Source organism: Clostridium minihomine, from assembly GCF_900240385.1.
GTDB lineage: Bacteria > Bacillota > Clostridia > Oscillospirales > Acutalibacteraceae > Faecalispora > Faecalispora minihomine.
In genome coordinates, this window is sequence record NZ_OEQH01000003.1 from 140,153 (window position 1) to 160,395 (window position 20,243).

Genomic DNA, 20,243 nt, shown 5'->3' on the forward strand with positions numbered 1-20,243 from the left:
GTTTTAAGCTCCGGATAGAAGGCGGATGGATAGGAAATATTTGCTTGTCAAAGCAGGGTGGCTGTGCTATCATGGATAAAAGATTTTGTTCATAGATGGTAGCAAAGGGGGGCAAGCGTTTATGCGCAGCAAAAAAGAGTTGATTCCCTACACCCTGCAAACAGAACTGCCAGAGCTGGTTCTGAAAAATGCACAAGTAGTGGATGTGTTCACCAAACGAATTCGTCCGGCAGATATTGCGATACAGGATGGTGTGGTTGTCGGGGTGGGAACCCTGCAAGGGAAAAAAGAAGTGGATTTGTTGGGTCGGTATGTGTGCCCCGGTTTGATTGATGCCCATGTGCATATTGAGTCCTCTATGACATCGCCAAGGCTGTTTGCCCAGCGGATTCTGGCCTGTGGCACCACGACCATTTTCGCGGATCCCCACGAGATTGTAAACGTGGCGGGAGAGCGTGGGATGAATTACATGCTGCGCGCCAGCGAGGGCGTGCCGGTGAATGTGTATTTCATGCTTCCTTCCTGTGTGCCGATTAATAGTGAAGAGCATAACGGTGCCACATATGATGCAGCGCAGATGCGGCGGCTGTGCGGGCACCCCCGTGTGCTGGGGCTGGGAGAAGTAATGGACTATTCCGGTGTTCTGGGCGGCAATGAAGGGCTTTATGAAAAGCTGGATTTGATGCGGGATGGAGTCATCGATGGCCATGCTCCCGCTGTCAAAGGCAAGGAATTGCAAGCATACCGTCTGGCTGGAATTCAAACCGACCACGAGTGCGCTACTTATGAAGAAGCCTTGGAACGAGTACAAGACGGATTTTTGGTTCAGGTTCGAGAAGGCTCTGCTGCCCGAAATCTTGAGGCAATTGTATCCGGTGCATTGAAAGACGGCTTGCCTTTTGATCGATTTGTTTTCTGCACGGATGATCTTCACTTAAATGATGTTCAGCGTCAGGGGCATATCGATCATAATATTCGCAAGTCGGTTGCCTTGGGGCTGGATCCCATTACAGCGATTTGCTGTGCCACCATACAGCCGGCCCAGTTTTACGGCCTTTCGGATTTGGGGGCCGTGGCGCCCGGCTGCCGGGCAGATTTGGTGGTGCTGGATAATCTGGAGGAATTCCGGATTGCTGGGGTTTATAAGGATGGTATTTTAGCAGAAGAAGTGCCGTGTACTGCCCCTGCCTTTTCGGCGGAAGCGGAACTGACCCATAGCGTTCATGTGCCGAACATTGATCCGCAGCGCCTGATGTTAAAAGCACAAGATAAATTCCCGGTTATGACTTTAATTCCCGGGGAAATCATCACCAAAAAGGAATGGCTTCCCTTACCCGGCACAAACGGAGTGTTTGAGCCGCAAGGGGAGTTGCTCAAAGCGGTGGTGGTGCAGCGGCACAGTGGTTCCGGTCAGCTGGCTGTGGGTGTTGTCAAAGGTTTTGGCCTGAAAAACGGTGCGGTGGCGTCTACCATTGCCCATGATTCCCACAATTTAATTGTGATAGGGGATAACGATGAGGATATCCTTTGTGCCATTAACGCTCTGCGGGAGTGCCAGGGCGGCTATGCGGTCTGCTCCGGCGGGAAGGTGCTGCAAACTTTGCCGCTGACAGTTGCCGGGCTGTTCACTGAGGACGAATCTTTGGATGTGATCTCTGCCCAGCGGAATATGGCAGAGCTTTGCCGCCAAATGGGGGTTCCGTCAGATTTAGATCCTTTTCAGAATTTATCTTTTCTGTCCTTGTGTGTCATTCCGGAGCTTCGGCTGACAGACAGCGGACTGTTTGATGTAACGGAAAATCGCTTTTTGACGCAGGGGAGCTAAAAGCTGATGAAGAGCATTGATATTTTTTGACTGCTATAAAAAATATTTTTATAAAAAGGGCACAGGAGGTTCACTCTTGTGCCTTTTTTGTCACCTTTTTCAGTGGATTTTTGAAATGAATTTTTCCTGAAAATCTCGATTCGTTTCATGAATGGAGGAACAAAGAAGGTTTCGATTTGCTTTGTAAAAATCTAAAGAAGCGCATAAGGATTTTTTAGCGGCGAATACTAACATCATCAATTTATAATGAGGTGTTGCGCTTATGGCTAAACTGGAATGTCATGTAAATTCTTGTGCCAACAATTCCAATCAATTCTGTTGTCTTCCCAACATTCAGGTTTCAGGGGCGATGGCCTTTGATAACGAACAAACTTGCTGTTCCTCTTATGTTTCTATGCAGCAGGCTTCTTTTTCCAATGCGGTGGGTACCTGTTCCGTCCCCAATGAGGTAATGCCCATAGGGTGTCAGGTTCAAAACTGTAGCTATAATGCGGGCGGCGACTGTGCGGCCAGCAATGTTTGCATTGGGGGCAGCGGGGCTTCCCGAAAAGGCGAAACCAGCTGCCTGACATTTCGGGCTCAATAAAGATAAAATGCAAAAACAGCCTCAGTCAGAAGTGTTTCTGACTGAGGCTGTTGATCTATTTCAATTACATGCGATTATGTTGCATGTTGCGAGTGGGCAAAACACTGTATCTGCGAAGGGGATAGCAAACCGCTGCAGCTGCTACTCCGCCAATCACGGCTTCCAGCAGGCCGTTGGTTGCAATCACTGCGCCCAATGCACCCAGCAACAGCTCATAGCTCATTCCGAATGCCGCTGCATAGGTTCGCCCGAAAAATACATAAATGCCGCCCAGCACCAAAATGGTATTGGTCAGGCTTGCCAAAACGCCGCTGACTGCGAAAGGAATGACCTTAGCGCTCTTTTTGCCCTCCAGATGTCGGCTTAACAGCTGAAATACGATTCCGGCTGTCACGCCCACCAAAATGCGGGGCACAAAGCAAATGACAAGGCTCCATAGATTTCCGCTGATGTCGCCGATGCTGTAAAAAGGCGTAAATACAAAGGCAGCGGGCGATGGGGGCATAAAGGTGTTTTTCAAAAAACTGGATAGTCCAAAGACAAACCCCATGGATGCGCCGGCTTTCGTGCCCAGCATAATGGCGGTGATAATCACCGGCACACCGGACAGGGTCGCGACCAAAGGGCCGATTGGCAAAGAGCCCAACGGGGTAAAGCACACCACAAGTTCAATCGCCAACAACATCGAAAATTGCGCCAGAAATAAAATCCTTTTATTTGTTTTCATGTTTCCTCCTTGCTGCTGCTCCTTTTAGGATGCAACGCAATCTAAGATTTATCAATCACAGGAGTTTCCCCCTGTTTTGATCTGATTCCGTTTTCTGATTTGTTTTACTGCTTAAAAAACACAAAACGTTTTAAAATTGCCCAGTCAGAAAATGTTCTGACTGGGACTTATTGTTCTGTTAAAAAAGAGTTATGTTGCTTTGGGAACTGCGGGCATGCTATACCGGCGCAGGGGATAGCATACAGCCGCTGCTGTTACTGCACTGATGACTGCTTCCAAAAGGCCGTTGGTAGCAATTACCATTCCTAAAGCACCCAGCAAAAGCTCATAGCTCAGGCCGAATGCGGCTGCATAAGCCTGACCAAAGAACACATAAATACCGCCCAATACCAAAAGGGTGTGAAGGATGCTTGCCAATGCGCCGCTGACGGCATAGGGAACCACTTTCGCACTCTTTTTCCCTTCCAGCTTGCGAATCAAAGCCTGGAAAGTAACGCCGGCCACTACACCAATCAGAATTCGCGGGATAAAGCAAATGGCAAGGCTCCAAAAATTCCCCTGAACATCTCCGATGCTGTAGAACGGCGTAAAAACAAAAGAAGAGGGATTCGGAGTAAAAGTATTCACCAAAAAGCTGAACAGGCCAAAGAAAAAGCCCATGGCAGCACCTGCTTTTGTGCCCAGCATAATGGCGGTGATAATTACCGGCACACCGGATAGGGTAGCGACCAAAGGGCCAATGGGCAAAGAACCCAGCGGAGTAAAACAAACTACCATCTCAATTGCCAACAGCATTGAAAATTGTGCCAAAAATAAAATTCTTTTATTTGATTTCATGTTTCCTCCTTGCTGCTGCTCCTTAGGATGCAGCGCAACACATTAGATTTATCAAAATCAGGGAAGTCAGCCCTGTTTTGACCGAAGATTTTTTTGGGCAGCTGTGTTCTTTTCATAGATCAGCTTTAATCCATCCAGCAGCAGGTGCTTGTCCAGATGAAAGGGACTGGCGCAGTTTTGAACCACCAGTTCTGAAAACCCGCCGGTGGCGATTAATGTTGGCGGTTCATGCAGTTCTTTGGCGAATCGTGTGGCTAAACCATCCAGCATGGCGGCCGTGCCATAGAGTAGGCCGGACTGCATCGAATGAATGGTGTTTTTGCCGATATAATGACTTGGATTTTCTAAACTGATGTGGGGCAGCAAAGCGGTTCGCGTGGTCAGTGCGTGCAGCATGGTTCCCACGCCGGCGCTGATCATGCCGCCAAGAAAGTTCCCCTTTTGATCAATAAAATTGACCGTGGTTGCCGTACCCAAATCAAAAATCACGCAGGGCAAAGGGTATTTGGCAATGGCCGCCACAGCTGCCGCCACTAAATCAGACCCCAACTGTGCCGGATTATCAATTAAAATGTTTAAGCCGGTTTTCAGGCCCGGTCCCAACAGCAAAGGCTGAATACCGGAAATTTTTAAAAATGCTTTTTGCATGGGCGAATTCAATTCAGGAACCACAGAAGAAATGATTGCTCCGTGAATGTCTTTCGGATCTTTTCGGTACAGATTCATGATTTGCCACAGTTCCACTGCATATTGATCCTCTGTACGATAAGGGGTGGTCAGCATGCTGGAAACAAAAACCAGCTCATCCTGTTCGTAACCGCCCAAAGTGATATGGGAATTGCCGATATCGACGGTTATCAGCATAGAGAGTCCCGCCTTTCCTCAAAATAACCATAGTATAACACATTGAAGAGCACTGCGCAATAATTGAAGAATTGAAAATTGTTGATATTTTTGGAATTTTGTCAATGTCAGGGGAAAAAGATAAATTCGTTTATAAAGAAAGTTCTTTGTATTTTACTCTGAAAATGGAAAAGTGTATCTAGAAACTAGAGAACAATACCATTCATTTTTTATTTGAAGGATGCGAAAAATCAGTTTTCATTCCATTTATAACAGAACAAAATTGAATGATCGAATATTTTGAAAAAATTCTTATTTCTTTAGAATAACCAAATGCTGATTCCGTAAACTGGAAATTTTCTTTTGATTTGCTTAAATTTTTTATTATGAGAGAGAATTCTTTTCTTTTTAGTTCGGATAAAGAATGGATTTTTTTATTTATACTCATCAAAAAGCAATTTTACTTCATTCTATTTTTGCACTTCTGTTTCTGGAAATTTATTCCAAAATGGCTAATTTAGCCAAAAAAACGAATGGATTGATTCCCTTTTTTTGTCATGGTACAATAACTAGGAAAGAGGGGAGAGTTCAAATGGCGGAACAGAAGGAACAAAAAATCAGCCTGACCGATGTTGCATATCAACACATTAAAAAAAGTATCTTAAACTGTGAATATCTTCCCGGTCAGGCGATTTATGAAAAAAGGATGGCAGATGAACTGGATATAGGAAGAACTCCGGTTAGGGAGGCCCTCATCCGTTTGGAACATGAAAGGCTGGTTCATATTTTTCCCAGGCAGGGCATGTGTGCCAGTCAGATTACAGAACAGGATATCATGGAATTGTATCAGCTGCGTAAATTGTTGGATGTGCAGGTGATTCTGCAATATATGCATGTGATTGATCGAGAAAAACTGCTGGAATACCAAGAGAAATTCACTTGTTGCGACAGTCTGAGCGATCCGGAATATTATGAAATGGACATTTCTTTTCATTTGTTTTTAATCTCCTGTGCAAATAATGAACATCTTTTCCGATTTTATCGCGAACTGATGCAAGTGCAGTACCGGGTGGCGCTATACAGCCTAATGAAAAAACGAAACCATCCTCGCCAAAATACGACAAAAGAGCACTTACAAATTATTCAAGCGATTCTAACAGCAGATAAACAAAAGGTGAATCAAATATTGACCCGGCATATTGACAATTCTTTGTTGGCGGCGCTGGAAAGTTTAGGTTCTGCTAAGACGTAAAATCGAACAAAGTAACATAGAAATACGAATTATTCACGTTTTCTTGTGGGAAGGCCACGAAACTCAAAGAAGATTTTAGGTGGTTTTATTCGCAAAAATGATAGATTGAAAGACAAAAACTGACAAGAACATCTATTATTATTACATTCCATATGCTATAATATTGTTAAAATTTCGACTGAGAAGTGATAAAGTTGCGGATTAAAATGCCAGACCTGGAACAGGCTAGGTGGAGAAAACGAATCACCCAAATTCTTGTAATTCTGGCGCTGTTCATCACTTTGCTGGAGTTAATCACTTATTCTGTCTTTCAGCTTTCGGGGGAATTTACAGGTGCAGAAAAGTTTTTTTATATCCGCAGTCGGTTTTTGTATCCTGTTCTTCTGAATTTTGGATTTCTGTTGTTGAATTTTGTGATTCAGTTCCGGACAAATATTCGGGAATCGCTGAAATGCGACAGTGTGATTCTAACGGCGATTTTGTTGTGCACTGTAACGGCTTGGTTTCATTATACTTTAGTCAGCGCTTTAACGGCCTTTATACTTCCGGTTCTGCTTTCTACACTTTTTGCCAGCAGAAAACGAATGCTAATCAGCGCGGTAGTCAGTTTGTTTTTTATGACGGTATGTGCGCTGCATTCTTTTGCTTTGGTTCCCGGCCATCTTTACTGGACAAACAATATTGCGGTCAGTTATCTATTGTTTTTTGCAAGCCTGATTTTAAGTGATTTAATGGTGACCTATATTATGGAAAAAAGAGAAAACCTGTTTTCCAGTTACCAAACTCAATTGATTTTAGACCAGAAAATTAAAATGGATCCTTTAACAAACCTCTACAATCAACATACGTTTTTCGATAAACTGAATGAATGTGTCAATAAGGCAGAGGACAGTGACGAAGTATTTTCTATCGCAATTCTGGATATCGATGACTTTAAATCCATTAACGATACTTATGGCCATTCCACCGGGAATCAGGTGCTTGAGGGGCTGTCTGATATGATGGGACTGGTATTTTCCCCAAGCAGGGAATTGGTAGCTCGTTATGGGGGCGAGGAGTTTGGAATTATTTTTCGCAATATGTCTCAGGAACAGGCTTACGAGCGGATTGAACAGCTAAGAAGACATTTTGCTGATAACAGCTTTTCCCGAATTGGAATGAAACGAATCACCTTTAGCGGCGGAATTGCCGAATACCAATTTGGTGATGAGAGCAGCAGTATTTTTAATCGCGCAGATGCCGCTTTATATGAGGCAAAAAAGCGGGGAAAGAATCAAACCGTTACTGCGGGTTATGCGAAATTGGAGTGAAAGTTTTTTACACAAAAAACAGCCGGTTCCCAAAAGGGAACCGGCTGTTTTCATATTTTCATTCTTCATTTTAAAATTAAAATCGTGAGCCAATGATATAGAATGGGAATTAAAATAGCAGGCAAAAGATTCGCCGTTTTGATTTTTACGATTCCCAGCAAGTTAATTCCAATGCACATGACGATGGCATAGCCAACCATACAAATTTGATTTAGAAGTGTATCGGTTAGAGCCGGGCCGATCCAAGCGGCAAAAAGAGAAAGGCTCCCCTGATACAGCAGCACAGGAATTGCGCTGAAAATAACGCCAATTCCCAAAGTTGAGGCCAAAATAATAGAAGAAACGCCATCCAGCATGCTTTTGACATATAGTGTGCTGCTGTTTCCCCGCAGCCCGTCATTAATGGCGCCAACAATGGCCATGGCTCCCACACAAAAAAGGATAGAGGCGGCCACAAATCCGCTGGAAAAACCAGAAATTCGCAGTTTGGATTCCACTGCTTTGCTCAGGGATTGCAGCTTGTCCTCAATTTTCAACATCTCTCCCGCTACGGCTCCCAGCACCAGGCTGACCACCAAAAGCAGTTCTCCGCTGCTGGAAATCCGATTATCCTGTATGATAAACATTGAGCTGATGACGCCGTTCAGACCCAAAATAAAGACACAAATGCCCAATACTTTATAAAGGCTTTGTTCTATTTGAGGATTGAAACATTTTTGAAATACCATGCCAAGGATTCCTCCTAAAACAATGGCTGCGGTGTTGACTATGGTTCCAAGCATGTGCGGGTATCCTCCCTGACTTGTGCTGACAAGTGTAAAAAATGAAGCCGTTTTCATTTTATACGAGAAAAATCTCATTTTCGGCGTTGGCTTATTATAACATACAAATTCTTACAATTTTTAAAAATTAGAAAAATTTACATCTTTGATATTAATCAGGCGCTTTAATCTGTTACAATAAAAAGAAGGAAACAGAAAGGATGTGGTTTTTATCAATCGGAACTCTTGGAAAAAAAGAATTTGCAGTTTTGTGCTTTCTTTATCGCTGATTGGAAGTATGGCGACTATGGCAGGAGCGCAGCAAGGCCCTTCTTTACATAGAGAAACACTTGCGTTCCCAGACTATCAGCAAAGCACCTCCGCTCAGGCGGTATCCACTGCGGTAAAGCCGTCTGTTTTGGCAATGGGCCAGAATGAAAAGGAGGCAGAAGCTGCAATCGCTCAGGCGCTTATCAATGGAGAAAGCAAGCTGCCCCTTTTGCAATACCAGATTACGAAAGACCAGTTGCTTCGCATCCTGAATTTTACGACTTTTACGAATTATCCCCAAATCTCCAGTGCTGTGGCCTATGAGTATACAGTGGATTCTCAGGATATCATCTATGCTTTATGGCCCAAATATAATTTTACCCAACCGGAAGTAGCCGCCCGTTCTATGCAAATTGAACAGGCAGCCCAAGCAGCTCTTTCTTCCATTATCACCAAAGACATGTCTGAACTGCAAAAGATTGTAGCGGTTCACGACTATCTGGTGCTAAACTGCTCTTATGATACCCGCGTAACGAATAACAACGCCCCGCATGACTCTTTTACAGCATACGGTGCGCTGGTGAATAAAGTGGCGGTATGCCAGGGCTATACAGCAGCTTTTCAGCTGATGATGCAAAAGCTGGGCGTTCCCAGCATTGTGGTGCAAAGCACAGCAATGAACCATACCTGGAACCTGGTTCGTTACGAAGGAAATTGGTACCATGTGGATGTAACCTGGGATGACCCGATTCCCGATCGACCCGGTGTGGTGCAAACCTATGCGCTGATGCAGAGTGACAAGGGAATTATGAATGAAATCAATCAGCATTATTCCTGGGATTCTGCCGGTTATGTAGCGGTTAACACCCAGTTTGAAGGGGCCTTTAACTGGTCTGAATATCGTATGTACCATACCGCGGTAATGAAAGGGGCTGTGCTGGATGTCAGTTCCCTTTCCGGAAAAACAGGAGTTTATTCCGAATTTTTGGTAAAGCCCTATGTGGGGGGCACGGCCATTACTGTGACCAGCTCTAATCCGGCTGTTGCTAAGGTAGAACTGGTCAATGCCAATGATCCGCGCGGTGCAAAATACCGGGTTACTTATCTGGGCACCGGCTATGCTACACTTTTGGTTACCACTGCCGACGGCGGAATCAAAACAGTTCCGGTCAGCGTGAAAGAAGCGGCTGCCGCTGCGTAACGGAAAAAATCTGCTGCACTTTGTCGGCCGACAAATCATGTATGGATTTCGTGGGGGCCGGAACAATCAGATCCGGCTGGGGGAACAGTGCCATTATAGACATATCACACCATCGGCCCAGTTTATACCCGGTGTGGGGATATACGCCGATTTCCTGAAACCCCATGGAACGGTGAAATCCCATGCTGCGGTCATTGGGCAAAGTGACCAGCGCATAAAGGTTAAAATAGCCCTGTTCTTTCAACAGGGCTATCAGTGCGCGGTACAAAGTGGTGCCGGTGCCCTTGCGGTGGTGCCTTTCATCGGTATAGATTGAAAGTTCAACATCCCACTGGTATGCCGCTCGGGTCATATGAGGTGATGCATAAGCGTATCCGTGAATGACTCCGTCTTCTTCATAAATCAAATACGGATGCTTTTGGGTAATCGTTCGAATTCGTTGAGTAAACTCTTCTACACTGGGAACCTCATATTCAAAAGTAATGGTAGTATTCACAATATAGGGCGCATAAATAGCCAAAAGCTGCTGCGCATCATCTGGAGTGGCAAATCGTAATGCCATAAGCGGTATGCTCCTTTTCAATGGATTTTATTTTAACAAGTATATATTCTTTTATTATAAAAAACAAGATATTTTTTTGTATTTTAAAACAATGTTAATATTTATATGGGCAATTTCTAAAAGGTTTGTGGAACAAAACTGAGGATTTTGCCCATGTTTATATAAATTAACATTTAACCTACTTAATTTTACCAAAAATGTCAAATTTGTTTCCGATTTGTCATCGGAACTGTAAATTTATTTTCTTAAAAAGAAAATTAGATTATTTCCAAATTGATATAATGTCTAAAAAGATAATTTTGGAAATTATTTTGCTATATATTAAAGGAAAAAGGAGAAAACCATGGCCCTGATTCATGTGGAGAATCTTCGCAAGGTTTACCGGATTGACCAGGAAAAGGTGGTGGCGCTCAATCGCATTAACCTTTCTGTGGAATCCGGTGAAATATGCTGTATTCTGGGGACTTCCGGTTCCGGAAAATCCACTTTGCTGAATATCATGGCGGGACTGGAAAAACCTTCAAAAGGCCGGGTAATGATAGACGGTGTTGATGTGACGGCTCTTTCCGAAAAGGATTTGGCCTTGTTCCGGCAAAAGAACGTTGGGTTTGTGTTTCAGTCTTATAACCTGATGCCGACTTTAACCGCAGTGGAAAACGTGGCAATGCCCTTGATGTTCCGTGGAATGAATAAAGAGGAGCGAAACCGCGAGGCAGTTAAAATGCTGCGCGCGGTAAGCCTTGGGGAGCGGCTTTTGCACAAGCCGACTCAAATGAGCGGCGGGCAGCAGCAGCGGGTTGGAATTGCCCGCGCTTTTGTGGCGCATCCAAAAATTATTTTTGCCGACGAACCCACAGGAAATCTGGACACGAAAACGACCAAAGAGGTTATGGAGATTATGGTGGGAATGGCAAGAAAACACAACGAAACTTTAATTTTGGTCACCCACGACAAGGATATTGCCCGCTATGCGGATCGAATTGTTACCGTTGTGGATGGTAATGTAAAAGGGGATTGTATCAATCAGTCGATTGTTCCGGCGGCACAGCAAAGCCAGCCGGAGAAAGCGGCATTGGCAGGAGGAAAGGTATCATGAAGCACTTGCAAAAAATCGGATCATTCACAGCGGCGCTGACGCTGATAACAGCGCTGCTGTTTCAGTCTTTTCCCATTCCGGTTTTCGCGGCAGACAGCGTTACTGTGGCAGATCCGCAAATTTTGTCTGCAACCGTTCAGCCGTCTCCAATTCAGGCAGGAAATTCTTTTGAAGCAAATATCCGGTTTCATCATAATGATACAAAGATTAACGGTGCCAACAGTGCTGTTATTAAAGTCACCAGCCCCAACGGCGCGGTTCGCATAAAACAAAACGAGTTTAAGATCGACACAAATTCTGATAATTTTTCTAACGATGATGATGATTCTAAGAAAAAAGACGAAGGTTTATATTATAACCTTTATATCCCAGAAAATTATCTGACTTATGTTGGGCCGGGGCCGGGTGTTCTGCAATTTGTCATTACATATTATTCGGATCCTTATTCGGATTCCAATTATAAAAATAAAATTGACACCAAAAACAAAATCACTATCCGCAAAACACTAATTCCCGGGGAAGGTTCCGCAGATAATACGATTCGTGTGGACGAAAACAGCTCTACGCCTTCCATTGCTTCTGGCAGCACCGGTTCGGTGCAGATTCCGTTAATCAGCGGAAGCTCAATGCAAGACGCTCAAATTGAAGTTACAATGCCGACTGAAACCAAAATTACGCTGACTTCTGCCGGTTCTATCTTCACCATGAACTTTGTGGCAGGGGAGAAAAAATACCTGAATCTTCCGCTGAAGGTGGATCCCTCGGTTGCGGCAGGAATTTACCCCATTGTACTGACAATTAACAGCACGAAGCTAACGGCTTATATTCAAGTGGAAAACAGTGCTCAGGGCAAAGGCCGCGTGATGATTGAATCGTATAAGCTCGATCGTTCCAATGTGTATTCCGGCAGTACCTTTCGCATGGATTTGGTTCTGAAAAATACCAGCAGCCAGACCTATCATAATGTGAATGCTGCTTTGGACGGACTCACTACCGAAGGTTTGACCGTAATCGGCTCGCTGGATCGAAAATCGGTAACCAGCCTAGCTCCCGGTGCTACGGCTACGGTTTCGTTTACCATGCAGGCCGCTTCTAAAATGGAAACGGGAAATTATTCGGTTGGGGTGAATCTTTCTTCCGATGAAGTTCCGGAGCCGGTAACCACCAAAGCGTTTGTGGCGGTAACCGGAACGGGAGATTCCAGCGGCGGAAAACCCATCATTATTATTGAAAACTACAGTTTTGGCGGAACGTCCGTAACTGGCGGCAAAGCGTTCCCTTTGGCTCTGAAATTTAAGAACGCTAACACAGGCACTGCGATTCAGAACCTGAAAATCACCATCACCTCCACGGCGGATCAGGATACCGGCGGCGTATTTACACCGGCCAGTTCCTCTAATACCTTTTTTATCTCTAAGTTGGGGGCGGGGGCTGCTGTGGAAAAAACCATTGAGCTTTACCCCAAGGCCGATGCCAAGCCAAAATCTTATGGCATAGATGTGAAATTTGATTATGAATCTGCCTCAGACAGCAAACATGAGCAGCTTTCTGCCACCGAAACCATCTCAATTCCGTTGACTCAGCCCGATCGTTTTGAGGTCACGAATGTAGAGGTTCCCGGGCCTGTCCCCATGGGGACAGAAGGGCAGCTCAATATTAATTATGTGAATAAAGGCAAAAGTACCGTTTATAATCTTTCGGTACTGTTGGAAGGAAACTTTACCGCGCCGGAAATGAATGCTTATATCGGTAACGTAGAGTCCGGTTCTTCTGACAGCTTTGACACGACTTTGACTCCTTTGGAAGAAGGAATGCTTCAAGGAAAAGCGACCATTACCTATGAAGATCCCAATGGAGATACCCAAACCATTGTGAAAGAGTTTTCCTGCGAGGTGTCGCCTGCCTATGTGGATACGGATGGCCCCGGATTGGAGCCGGGGATGCCTGTGCCGGAAGAATCGTCCGGCGGTTTTCCGATTTGGGCCACAGCTTTGATTATAGTGGTTGTTTTGGGCGTCGGAATTACCACTTTTGTCATCGTGCGGCGCAAAAGAGCCGCTAAACGCCAGGCTCTTTTAGAGAAAGAAGACGACTATGACGATGAAATTCCGGAAAAAACAGAAGAACAGCAGGAGATAAATGGGGAACAGCCATGAAATGGAGAGATATGATATCCATGTGCCTGGGCAATCTGTTCAAACGCAAGGTGCGAACTCTGCTGACGGTGGCAGGTGTGGTGATTGGTACCTGTGCGATTGTGGTGATGTTGTCTTTTGGCATTGGAATTAAGCAAACCATGGATGACATGATGCAGAGCATGGGCGATTTAACAGTCATTCAGATTGAAAACTACAGTCCTAATCCAGAGGCAGAGCTCTTGGATGACGCCATGTTATCTAAAATTAAGGAGCTGTCCGGTGTGGTTGCCCTGACTCCCACGTATCAGGGTGATTATTCCGCGTTTGAGCTCCGCAGCGGAAAGTATGTTTACGGCGGGCAGATCACCGGCGTTTATATGGATTCGCTTGTGGAGTTCGGTTATGAGATGAAAGAAGGGGAACTGCCCCAGGGAATCATTGATGAAACCACCGTTCTGTTTGGCGAGGATGCCTTGTATCAATTTTATAACAGCAAAAAGCGGGACAATAATATGGTGTTCGCGGAACCGGATGCCAATGGCAATATTCCAGATCCTTATGTCAATCCCTTAAAAGATAAACTGGAATTGATTTTAAAAAAGAATGAAGAGAATAATAAAAAGGTGGTAAAGCCCATTAAGCTGAAAGGCATGGGCGTTATGGCACAGGATTGGAGTAAAAATCCATCGCCCGGTTACAGCGTTTTTATGGATGTGAAATATTTAAAAACGTTGATGGAAGAGTATAACAAGCTCAATAATATTAAAGTAGATAAGAATAAAAAGTTTCAGTATGAAAGCGTTACCGTAAAAGTTCAGGACATTAAGTCGGTGGAGACTGTTCAGAAAGCAATTGAGGATTTGGGCTTTAAAACCTATAGCATGGACAACATCCGAGAACCTTTGGAACAACAGACCCGTACCATTCAGATGATTTTGGGCGGACTTGGTGCCATATCGCTGTTGGTGGCGGCGCTGGGTATTACCAACACGATGATCATGTCTATTTATGAACGCACCAGAGAAATTGGTGTGATGAAGGTGCTTGGCTGTGTCATTGGCAATATCCGCACCATATTCCTGATGGAAGCAGGACTCATTGGATTTATGGGAGGAGTCGCCGGAATTGCCTTTAGCTATTTGTTGTCGTTAATTATCAACACACTGGCTGCGGGTGGGGGCGGCCTGATGGGAATGGGGGGCGGCGGACAGATTTCGGTGATTCCTGTCTGGCTGGCTCTGGGTGCGTTGGTGTTTTCTACAATGGTGGGTTTGGTTTCCGGTTTTTCCCCAGCAAACCGGGCGGTAAAAATCAGTGCGCTGACTGCCATCCGGCAGGAATAATCAGCGCAGCACCGCGGCAGTAAAGAATACTGCTGCGGTGCTTTTATTCTTTCATATAATAAATCGAAAAAACGTTCCGATGAGAAATATCCGGGCACAAAATGGGTCATGCTATTTTTAATATGGCCAAAGGTGACCGGGCGTTTTCATTGACTTTTTACAGTAATTACGTTAGCATGGAAAAATAAGGAATCGGTTTGCCGTTGCGGGTGGCACTTGTCCCGCTCAAAAGAACATGGAACTATAGTTGGCGCTGCCGCGATTGATGCGGATGTCGGCATTACAGGCTTCTCCGTTCTAAGGGTATGGTTCCTATTCTGAGAAAGGTTGTGCGGTAAAGAGTATGAATTGGGAAGAAATTTTATCGGATCCCAAACTTTGGAAAATGATTCGCAGAAAGCTTCTGTTTATTATTTTGTTTACAGTGGGGTTAATTTTTGCATTGTTCCATTTGGATCATGTATCGTCCTTGGTTTCTTATGTGTTGGCTGTGTTTGGACCATTTTTGGTGGGAATTTGTATTGCTTATGTGCTCAATATTCTGGTTCGGATCTTTGAAGAAAAGATATTTGCACCACTGAATAAAAAAGGCTGGAAGTTTTGGCTGAAAATCCGGCGGGGCATTAGTATTTTGCTGGCCTTTTCTGTTTTGTCACTGTTTTTGAACGTTATTATTGTCTTTATTGTGCCAGAATTTATCAGTTCTCTTCACTTTTTTTCGGACAATCTTCCCAGCTATATCAAGCAATTTTCCAATTGGATTACCGAAATAGTCAACCGTTTTAATCAGGATGCCAGCACACAGGATCTATTTAAAATTGACTGGACAAAGCCTTTGGAAAGGGTAACCAAAACGGTCAGTGACCTGGCGGGATCTTTGGTTTCTGTCACGATTAGTGTGGCTTCTGGGGTAATTTCTTTTATTTTGAGCATTATTTTTTCCATTTATCTTTTGTTTGGAAAAGAACGTTTGCTTCGTAATATCCGCCGTGTTCTCTATGCGTTTTTCCCCAAAGAAAGGGTGCAGAAGATTGTTGCGGTGGGCTCTTTGGCAAATCGAATTTTTAAAGGCTTTGTTACCGGCCAAATGACCGAAGCGGTAATCATCGGTACCCTTTGCTACATTGGTATGATGGTTATGGGGCTGCCTTATGCCATTTTGATCAGTGTTGTGATTTCCATTACCAGCTTGGTTCCTATTCTAGGGGCTTATTTGGGCGGTGCAGTGGGTGCTTTTGTTCTGTTGATGATTGATCCGATTTACAGCCTGTGGTTCTTGATTTTTCTGATTTTATTGCAGCAGTTTGAAGGGAATGTCATCTATCCGCGCGTGGTGGGGAGCTCTATTGGCTTGCCTGGGCTTTGGGTGATGCTGGCGATTTTAATTTGTGGCAACTTGTTCGGCATTGGCGGCATTTTGCTGGGGGTTCCGCTGTTCTCTGTTTTTTATGCCTTGCTTCGTCAGGAAACAGCACTGAAATTAGACGAAAAGGGCATCACAGAAGAAGAAGTGATGAGTGTGCCCCCTATCATCATGCCGGATCCCACCGGCGAGGCAGAAGAGAGCCAAGAGGAATTGTCTGTGCCGGAATCTTCCAGTAATGAGGGCAAATAAAGGAAGAATGACGGGAAAATTCATATTCCTGTCATGTACGTCCACAAGGTTTCTGTTATAATAATAGAACGGCGTAGCCGTGAAAAACGGCTGCGCCTGTTTCTTATGACCATTTGTTATTCAAAAAACTGGAGTACAGGGATTTATCAAAGGAGCGAAGTTTACATGCAGGAATGGATTATTCAAGTCATGGATCAGTTTGGATATATTGGAATAATGCTGCTAATAGCAATTGAAAATGTGTTTCCGCCAATTCCTTCTGAGGTGATATTGACGTTTGGTGGTTTTTTGACCACCTATACGGATATGAAGGTGTGGGGAGTGATTGTGGCATCCACAGTGGGTGCGGTAATCGGTGCATTGATTTTATACAGTGTTGGGCGTTTTTTTCCGCCGGAACGAATTGAAGGCTGGCTGGATGGCCGGTTAGGCAAAATTCTTCATTTTAAGCGTCAAGATGTGGAGCGCGCAGCGAAATGGTTCGAGACTAAAGGCCGGTTAACCGTATTTTTCTGTCGATTTATTCCCATTATTCGCAGCCTGATTTCTATTCCTGCCGGAATGACAAAGATGTCTATGGGGATTTTTCTGATGTATACCACAGCGGGAACTTTTTTGTGGAATATGGTTTTGGTGTATTTAGGGGCTTTTGCGGGGGCCTCTTGGGAAAAAGTTGCAGATTATATTGATCTGTATGCTCACGTTACGTTAGTTGTATTGATTGTTATCTTTTTGGTTGGCGGTTTCTTCTTTTACCGCTCCAGAATTGCGAAAAGAGAGAAAGACCAAAAAGTAGAATAAATTTAGGAATAGTTCTATTCTTTTTATCCATATTGTACAGAATGAACGAAACATTTGGGAATAAAATCCGATTTTTTTCTCTTGCGTAAAAGAGAGAAACTTGTATTTAAAAGTGATATCAGTTATAATTCTAAGTATTATCATATACTTTGGCAGCCGTGAAAATGGCAAAGTGCAGGGAGACGGTCTTTTATGGTCTATGGGCAAAAAGACAAAATCAATGGCTTGACGCTGCGTCCTCCACTCTCTGACAATTGGAACCAATGTTTCGTAATGGTTCGAAAAGAAACGGGAAATAAAAGATTCTGTTCAAAAATATTAGAAATCAGCGATTCCTGCTTGTCTTTATTTGGGTATTCCTTGCAGGAGCTGGAAGATCGGTTCCAAAGAGATTATTATAAGTTAGTGCATCCGGAGGATCGGAAGCTGCTGCGCTCTTCTGTGGAAGAGCAGGTTGCATCCTCCGGTTATTTTCATGCCAAATATCGTGTTATTACGCGAGACAGCCGGGTTCTTTGGGTATTGGAATATGGTGTGGTTGGGGAAAAGCACTCTTTGTCCTGCACGGTTTTGGATATTACAGAGGGTGTTACTCAATGCCGCATGTGGAAATCTTCGCGGCGGCGGTTGGATGCACTGATGGATGTGATAGCCGGCGGAGTATCAGTGGTCACTTTCGATCAAAAAAGATTTGTTCTTCAGGATGCTTCCGAAGGGTACTACCGTCTATTTGGCTATAGCAAAGAAGAATATTTGCAGCTGCCTCGGTCATCCATGGGTATTTGTACGGTGTTTGTAGAGAACCATCAAAAATTATTTTTCAAAATTCAAGATTGGCTTTCTCAGGGCATTCAAAATTCTGTAACAGATGAATATAAAATTCGGCGCAAAGATGGTTCAGTGACTTGGATTACGGCAAATTTATCGGTGACGGGTCAAACAGATCAGGAATATGAAATTCAAATGGTTTTGACAGACAGCACCGTGTACCGGATGATTATGCATGAGGTGAAGGAAGACCAGCGGGATATTGTGCAGGAAAGCATCTTGGAAGACCTTGTGTTTGACTATGAAGTTGGTACTGATACCCTTCACTTGTCGGATTATTATGGCAGTGTTACCGGGCAGTCGTCTGTGATAACGGAATATAGCAAAAAAGCCATAATCGAAAAGAGAATCTATGAAAAGGATGTTCCCATCTTTCTTCATGTGATCCAAAATCTGAGGAACCATGTGAAAATTACCAATACCATCCTGCGTTTTTTGCACGACGACGGCCGGTATTACTGGTATCATCTGATTGGTGCTGTCATTACAAACGACGGCGGACAAACGGAACGGGTAGTGGGCAAAGCAGTTAATATAAACCGTCAGAAGCAGGATATGCTTGAGTTGGTGGATCGGGCGCAAAGAGATCCTTTTACTAAGCTTTATAATAAAACGATGACCGAAATGCTGGTTCGGCAATATTTGTCTTATGAAACAGAATGTAACCATGCTTTGCTGGTCATTGATGTGGATAATTTTAAAGAAATTAACGACACCTTCGGCCATTTGTGCGGCGATGCGGTTCTGATTGAAATTTCTCGGATTTTAATGGAGAAGTTTTCAAATGCGGGTGTGGTAGGGCGCATCGGCGGCGATGAGTTTTTGGTTTTTTTGCGCGGGGAACAGGATCGGAACGCGATTCGAAAAAAGGCCCAAGAGGTCTGTCGGGTATTCCGCCAGGCAGAGATTCTTTCTAATGTGGGGCATTTGCTCAGCGCCAGTGTAGGGGTTTCGGTAGCCCCGGAAGACGGCTCGACTTATGAGGAACTGTTTCATAAAGCCGATAGAGCACTGTATGTTTCTAAACGTCAGGGAAAAAACAGTGTAGTATTTCATTCTGAAACGATTGAGTTTGGGATGGAAGAGGATAAAGAGCAGATCAGTGCAATCCATCAGGATATGTCTCAAAATTTTCGCGTGGATTCTCAATTGGTTTTTCAAGCGACAGAAGAGCTTCTTCGAGCAGGTAAAAAATCCAGCCACATGGACTCATTGTTGCAGCTGATTGGCAGAATTCTGAGGGTCAGCCGGGTGTATTTAGCAGAAAGTTCACCCGATCGGGGCAGATGCACCATTACTTGTGAATGGTGTGCAGACCATGTGGAACAGATCAGCAGCCGGGTGCAGAGTGTTCCTTATGAGCAAATTGGTTTTCACAATCAGCGCTTTGATGAATGTGGTTTGTTCTGTTGCTGCGACACCCAAGAGTTGGGGGAAGATGAATCTTTTCGGTTGCATAATCCAACCGCACTTTCTACGCTGCACAGCGCTTTATATGATCAACAGGGGTTCCGTGGTTTTATCGGCTGTGACGATGTGCTTGTCAACCGCATCTGGAATCAGACGGAAATGGCCACACTTTCTATGTTGGCTGGCCTCATCAGCCGATTTTTGTATTATCAAAACCATTAACAGCAAAACGAAATTCTCCATTTCTTAACAGCCCTGTTCTTCCTTGGGGAAGGTAGGGCTGTTTTTTTGTCTGATGCCACTGATATGGTTACGCCGAAGAACCTTCTCAAAGCTGAAACGTTGTGCTCGATTTAGGTTGTCACAATAAGGGGGTTCTGTAAAAAAACGACAAAATTTCCAGATAGAAGCACACTTTGTCCAATTCCGAATCGGCTGCATACAATGACATTGGGGGTCAAATTTATCAGCCTCTTAATGGATGTGTTAGTGTGAGTATTATTGAATTGATTGCCGAACAAGGATTGCTTTTAATTCCAGTGCTGAATATTTTAGGTGAAATGATAAAAGGGTCTGAAAGAATTCCGGACAAGTATATTCCGCTGATTTTGTTGGCCTTTGGAGTGGCCGGGGCAGTGGGTGTGCTGGGACTTTCCGCAAATTCGATCATTCAGGGCGTGTTGATTACAGGCGCTGCGGTATACGGAAACCAATTGGTAAAACAGTTCCAGAAGTAAAAAAAGAACCATCCCCGCACTTATACGGGGATGGTTCGATTATTCATGGTGAGAGGGAACTTGTGAATTCCCCTCGCTGTGAATGAATTGAAATGTATCAT

At 44.3% G+C, this 20,243-nt stretch carries 17 protein-coding genes; 12 read left to right on the forward strand and 5 right to left on the reverse strand.

Going from position 1 to position 20,243, the window contains the following annotated elements; translation table 11 throughout:
- The first annotated feature begins 121 nt into the window (after positions 1–121).
- Both ade and C1A02_RS07620 read left to right on the forward strand, forming a co-directional pair.
- Entirely contained in the window at positions 122–1,825 is a 1,704-nt protein-coding gene (ade, locus tag C1A02_RS07615) for an adenine deaminase (protein WP_101697622.1), read from the forward strand.
- 262 nt (positions 1,826–2,087) lie between these two features.
- Entirely contained in the window at positions 2,088–2,411 is a 324-nt protein-coding gene (locus C1A02_RS07620) for a DUF1540 domain-containing protein (RefSeq protein WP_101697623.1), read from the forward strand.
- 64 nt (positions 2,412–2,475) lie between these two features.
- On the opposite strand, the gene C1A02_RS07625 is transcribed toward C1A02_RS07620, so the two are convergent.
- The 3 genes from C1A02_RS07625 to C1A02_RS07635 all read right to left on the reverse strand — a co-directional run bounded on the left by C1A02_RS07625 (position 2,476) and on the right by C1A02_RS07635 (position 4,839).
- A complete protein-coding gene (locus C1A02_RS07625; protein WP_101697624.1) occupies positions 2,476–3,138 on the reverse strand; it encodes an ECF transporter S component in 663 nt (220 codons plus the stop codon).
- Between the two features lie 189 nt (positions 3,139–3,327).
- Complete coding sequence (locus C1A02_RS07630) at positions 3,328–3,975, reverse strand: ECF transporter S component (RefSeq protein WP_101697625.1); 648 nt, start codon at positions 3,973–3,975, stop codon at positions 3,328–3,330.
- A gap of 66 nt (positions 3,976–4,041) precedes the next feature.
- A complete protein-coding gene (locus tag C1A02_RS07635) occupies positions 4,042–4,839 on the reverse strand; it encodes a type III pantothenate kinase (RefSeq protein ID WP_101697626.1) in 798 nt (265 codons plus the stop codon).
- 571 nt (positions 4,840–5,410) lie between these two features.
- Between C1A02_RS07635 and C1A02_RS07640 the strand changes: the two genes are divergently transcribed.
- Together C1A02_RS07640 and C1A02_RS07645 are read left to right on the forward strand one after the other, a co-directional pair.
- Positions 5,411–6,070 (forward strand): GntR family transcriptional regulator, encoded by a 660-nt coding sequence (locus tag C1A02_RS07640; RefSeq protein ID WP_164997167.1) that lies wholly within the window; start codon positions 5,411–5,413, stop codon positions 6,068–6,070.
- A 206-nt stretch (positions 6,071–6,276) separates the two neighbouring features.
- Positions 6,277–7,380 carry a GGDEF domain-containing protein gene (locus C1A02_RS07645; protein WP_243577957.1) on the forward strand — a complete coding sequence of 368 codons (1,104 nt, stop codon included), beginning with the start codon at positions 6,277–6,279 and terminating at the stop codon, positions 7,378–7,380.
- A 65-nt stretch (positions 7,381–7,445) separates the two neighbouring features.
- Here the strand turns inward: C1A02_RS07645 and C1A02_RS07650 are convergent, their stop codons facing one another.
- Positions 7,446–8,162, reverse strand: coding sequence for a DUF554 domain-containing protein (locus tag C1A02_RS07650; protein ID WP_101697629.1), 717 nt, complete (start codon positions 8,160–8,162; stop codon positions 7,446–7,448).
- A gap of 202 nt (positions 8,163–8,364) precedes the next feature.
- On the opposite strand from C1A02_RS07650, the gene C1A02_RS07655 reads away from it, so the two are divergent.
- A complete protein-coding gene (locus C1A02_RS07655) occupies positions 8,365–9,612 on the forward strand; it encodes a transglutaminase domain-containing protein (protein ID WP_243577958.1) in 1,248 nt (415 codons plus the stop codon).
- Here C1A02_RS07655 and C1A02_RS07660 read toward each other — a convergent pair.
- Positions 9,581–10,174: a GNAT family N-acetyltransferase gene (locus C1A02_RS07660; RefSeq protein ID WP_101697630.1), complete on the reverse strand. Its 594-nt coding sequence runs from the start codon at positions 10,172–10,174 to the stop codon at positions 9,581–9,583. The two genes, C1A02_RS07655 and C1A02_RS07660, sit on opposite strands and share 32 nt — an antisense overlap.
- Positions 10,175–10,517: 343 nt before the next feature.
- On the opposite strand from C1A02_RS07660, the gene C1A02_RS07665 reads away from it, so the two are divergent.
- The 7 genes from C1A02_RS07665 to C1A02_RS07695 all read left to right on the forward strand — a co-directional run bounded on the left by C1A02_RS07665 (position 10,518) and on the right by C1A02_RS07695 (position 20,142).
- Positions 10,518–11,270 (forward strand): ABC transporter ATP-binding protein, encoded by a 753-nt coding sequence (locus C1A02_RS07665; protein WP_101697631.1) that lies wholly within the window; start codon positions 10,518–10,520, stop codon positions 11,268–11,270.
- Positions 11,267–13,426 (forward strand): COG1361 S-layer family protein, encoded by a 2,160-nt coding sequence (locus C1A02_RS07670; RefSeq protein ID WP_101697632.1) that lies wholly within the window; start codon positions 11,267–11,269, stop codon positions 13,424–13,426. Before C1A02_RS07665 ends, C1A02_RS07670 begins: the two co-directional genes overlap by 4 nt.
- Entirely contained in the window at positions 13,423–14,751 is a 1,329-nt protein-coding gene (locus C1A02_RS07675; protein WP_101697633.1) for an ABC transporter permease, read from the forward strand. Before C1A02_RS07670 ends, C1A02_RS07675 begins: the two co-directional genes overlap by 4 nt.
- Before the next feature lie 343 nt (positions 14,752–15,094).
- Positions 15,095–16,366 (forward strand): AI-2E family transporter, encoded by a 1,272-nt coding sequence (locus tag C1A02_RS07680; RefSeq protein WP_101697634.1) that lies wholly within the window; start codon positions 15,095–15,097, stop codon positions 16,364–16,366.
- 165 nt (positions 16,367–16,531) lie between these two features.
- Positions 16,532–17,167 carry a DedA family protein gene (locus C1A02_RS07685; RefSeq protein WP_101697635.1) on the forward strand — a complete coding sequence of 212 codons (636 nt, stop codon included), beginning with the start codon at positions 16,532–16,534 and terminating at the stop codon, positions 17,165–17,167.
- A 192-nt stretch (positions 17,168–17,359) separates the two neighbouring features.
- Positions 17,360–19,627, forward strand: coding sequence for a GGDEF domain-containing protein (locus tag C1A02_RS07690; protein ID WP_101697636.1), 2,268 nt, complete (start codon positions 17,360–17,362; stop codon positions 19,625–19,627).
- A gap of 269 nt (positions 19,628–19,896) precedes the next feature.
- Positions 19,897–20,142 carry a phage holin family protein gene (locus C1A02_RS07695; RefSeq protein ID WP_101697637.1) on the forward strand — a complete coding sequence of 82 codons (246 nt, stop codon included), beginning with the start codon at positions 19,897–19,899 and terminating at the stop codon, positions 20,140–20,142.
- The last annotated feature ends 101 nt before the right edge of the window (positions 20,143–20,243 follow it).

Excerpts from the sequence above, each read along its gene's own strand:
- C1A02_RS07625 (WP_101697624.1), bottom strand. The coding sequence starts at position 3,138 with ATGAAAACAAATAAAAGGATTTTATTTCTGGCGCAATTTTCGATGTTG.
- C1A02_RS07635 (WP_101697626.1), bottom strand. The coding sequence starts at position 4,839 with ATGCTGATAACCGTCGATATCGGCAATTCCCATATCACTTTGGGCGGT.
- C1A02_RS07645 (WP_243577957.1), top strand. The coding sequence starts at position 6,277 with ATGCCAGACCTGGAACAGGCTAGGTGGAGAAAACGAATCACCCAAATT.
- C1A02_RS07675 (WP_101697633.1), top strand. The coding sequence starts at position 13,423 with ATGAAATGGAGAGATATGATATCCATGTGCCTGGGCAATCTGTTCAAA.
- C1A02_RS07680 (WP_101697634.1), top strand. The coding sequence starts at position 15,095 with ATGAATTGGGAAGAAATTTTATCGGATCCCAAACTTTGGAAAATGATT.
- C1A02_RS07630 (WP_101697625.1), bottom strand. The coding sequence starts at position 3,975 with ATGAAATCAAATAAAAGAATTTTATTTTTGGCACAATTTTCAATGCTG.
- C1A02_RS07690 (WP_101697636.1), top strand. The coding sequence starts at position 17,360 with ATGGTCTATGGGCAAAAAGACAAAATCAATGGCTTGACGCTGCGTCCT.
- C1A02_RS07670 (WP_101697632.1), top strand. The coding sequence starts at position 11,267 with ATGAAGCACTTGCAAAAAATCGGATCATTCACAGCGGCGCTGACGCTG.
- C1A02_RS07660 (WP_101697630.1), bottom strand. The coding sequence starts at position 10,174 with ATGGCATTACGATTTGCCACTCCAGATGATGCGCAGCAGCTTTTGGCT.
- ade (WP_101697622.1), top strand. The coding sequence starts at position 122 with ATGCGCAGCAAAAAAGAGTTGATTCCCTACACCCTGCAAACAGAACTG.
- C1A02_RS07665 (WP_101697631.1), top strand. The coding sequence starts at position 10,518 with ATGGCCCTGATTCATGTGGAGAATCTTCGCAAGGTTTACCGGATTGAC.
- C1A02_RS07685 (WP_101697635.1), top strand. The coding sequence starts at position 16,532 with ATGCAGGAATGGATTATTCAAGTCATGGATCAGTTTGGATATATTGGA.
- C1A02_RS07640 (WP_164997167.1), top strand. The coding sequence starts at position 5,411 with ATGGCGGAACAGAAGGAACAAAAAATCAGCCTGACCGATGTTGCATAT.
- C1A02_RS07620 (WP_101697623.1), top strand. The coding sequence starts at position 2,088 with ATGGCTAAACTGGAATGTCATGTAAATTCTTGTGCCAACAATTCCAAT.
- C1A02_RS07650 (WP_101697629.1), bottom strand. The coding sequence starts at position 8,162 with ATGCTTGGAACCATAGTCAACACCGCAGCCATTGTTTTAGGAGGAATC.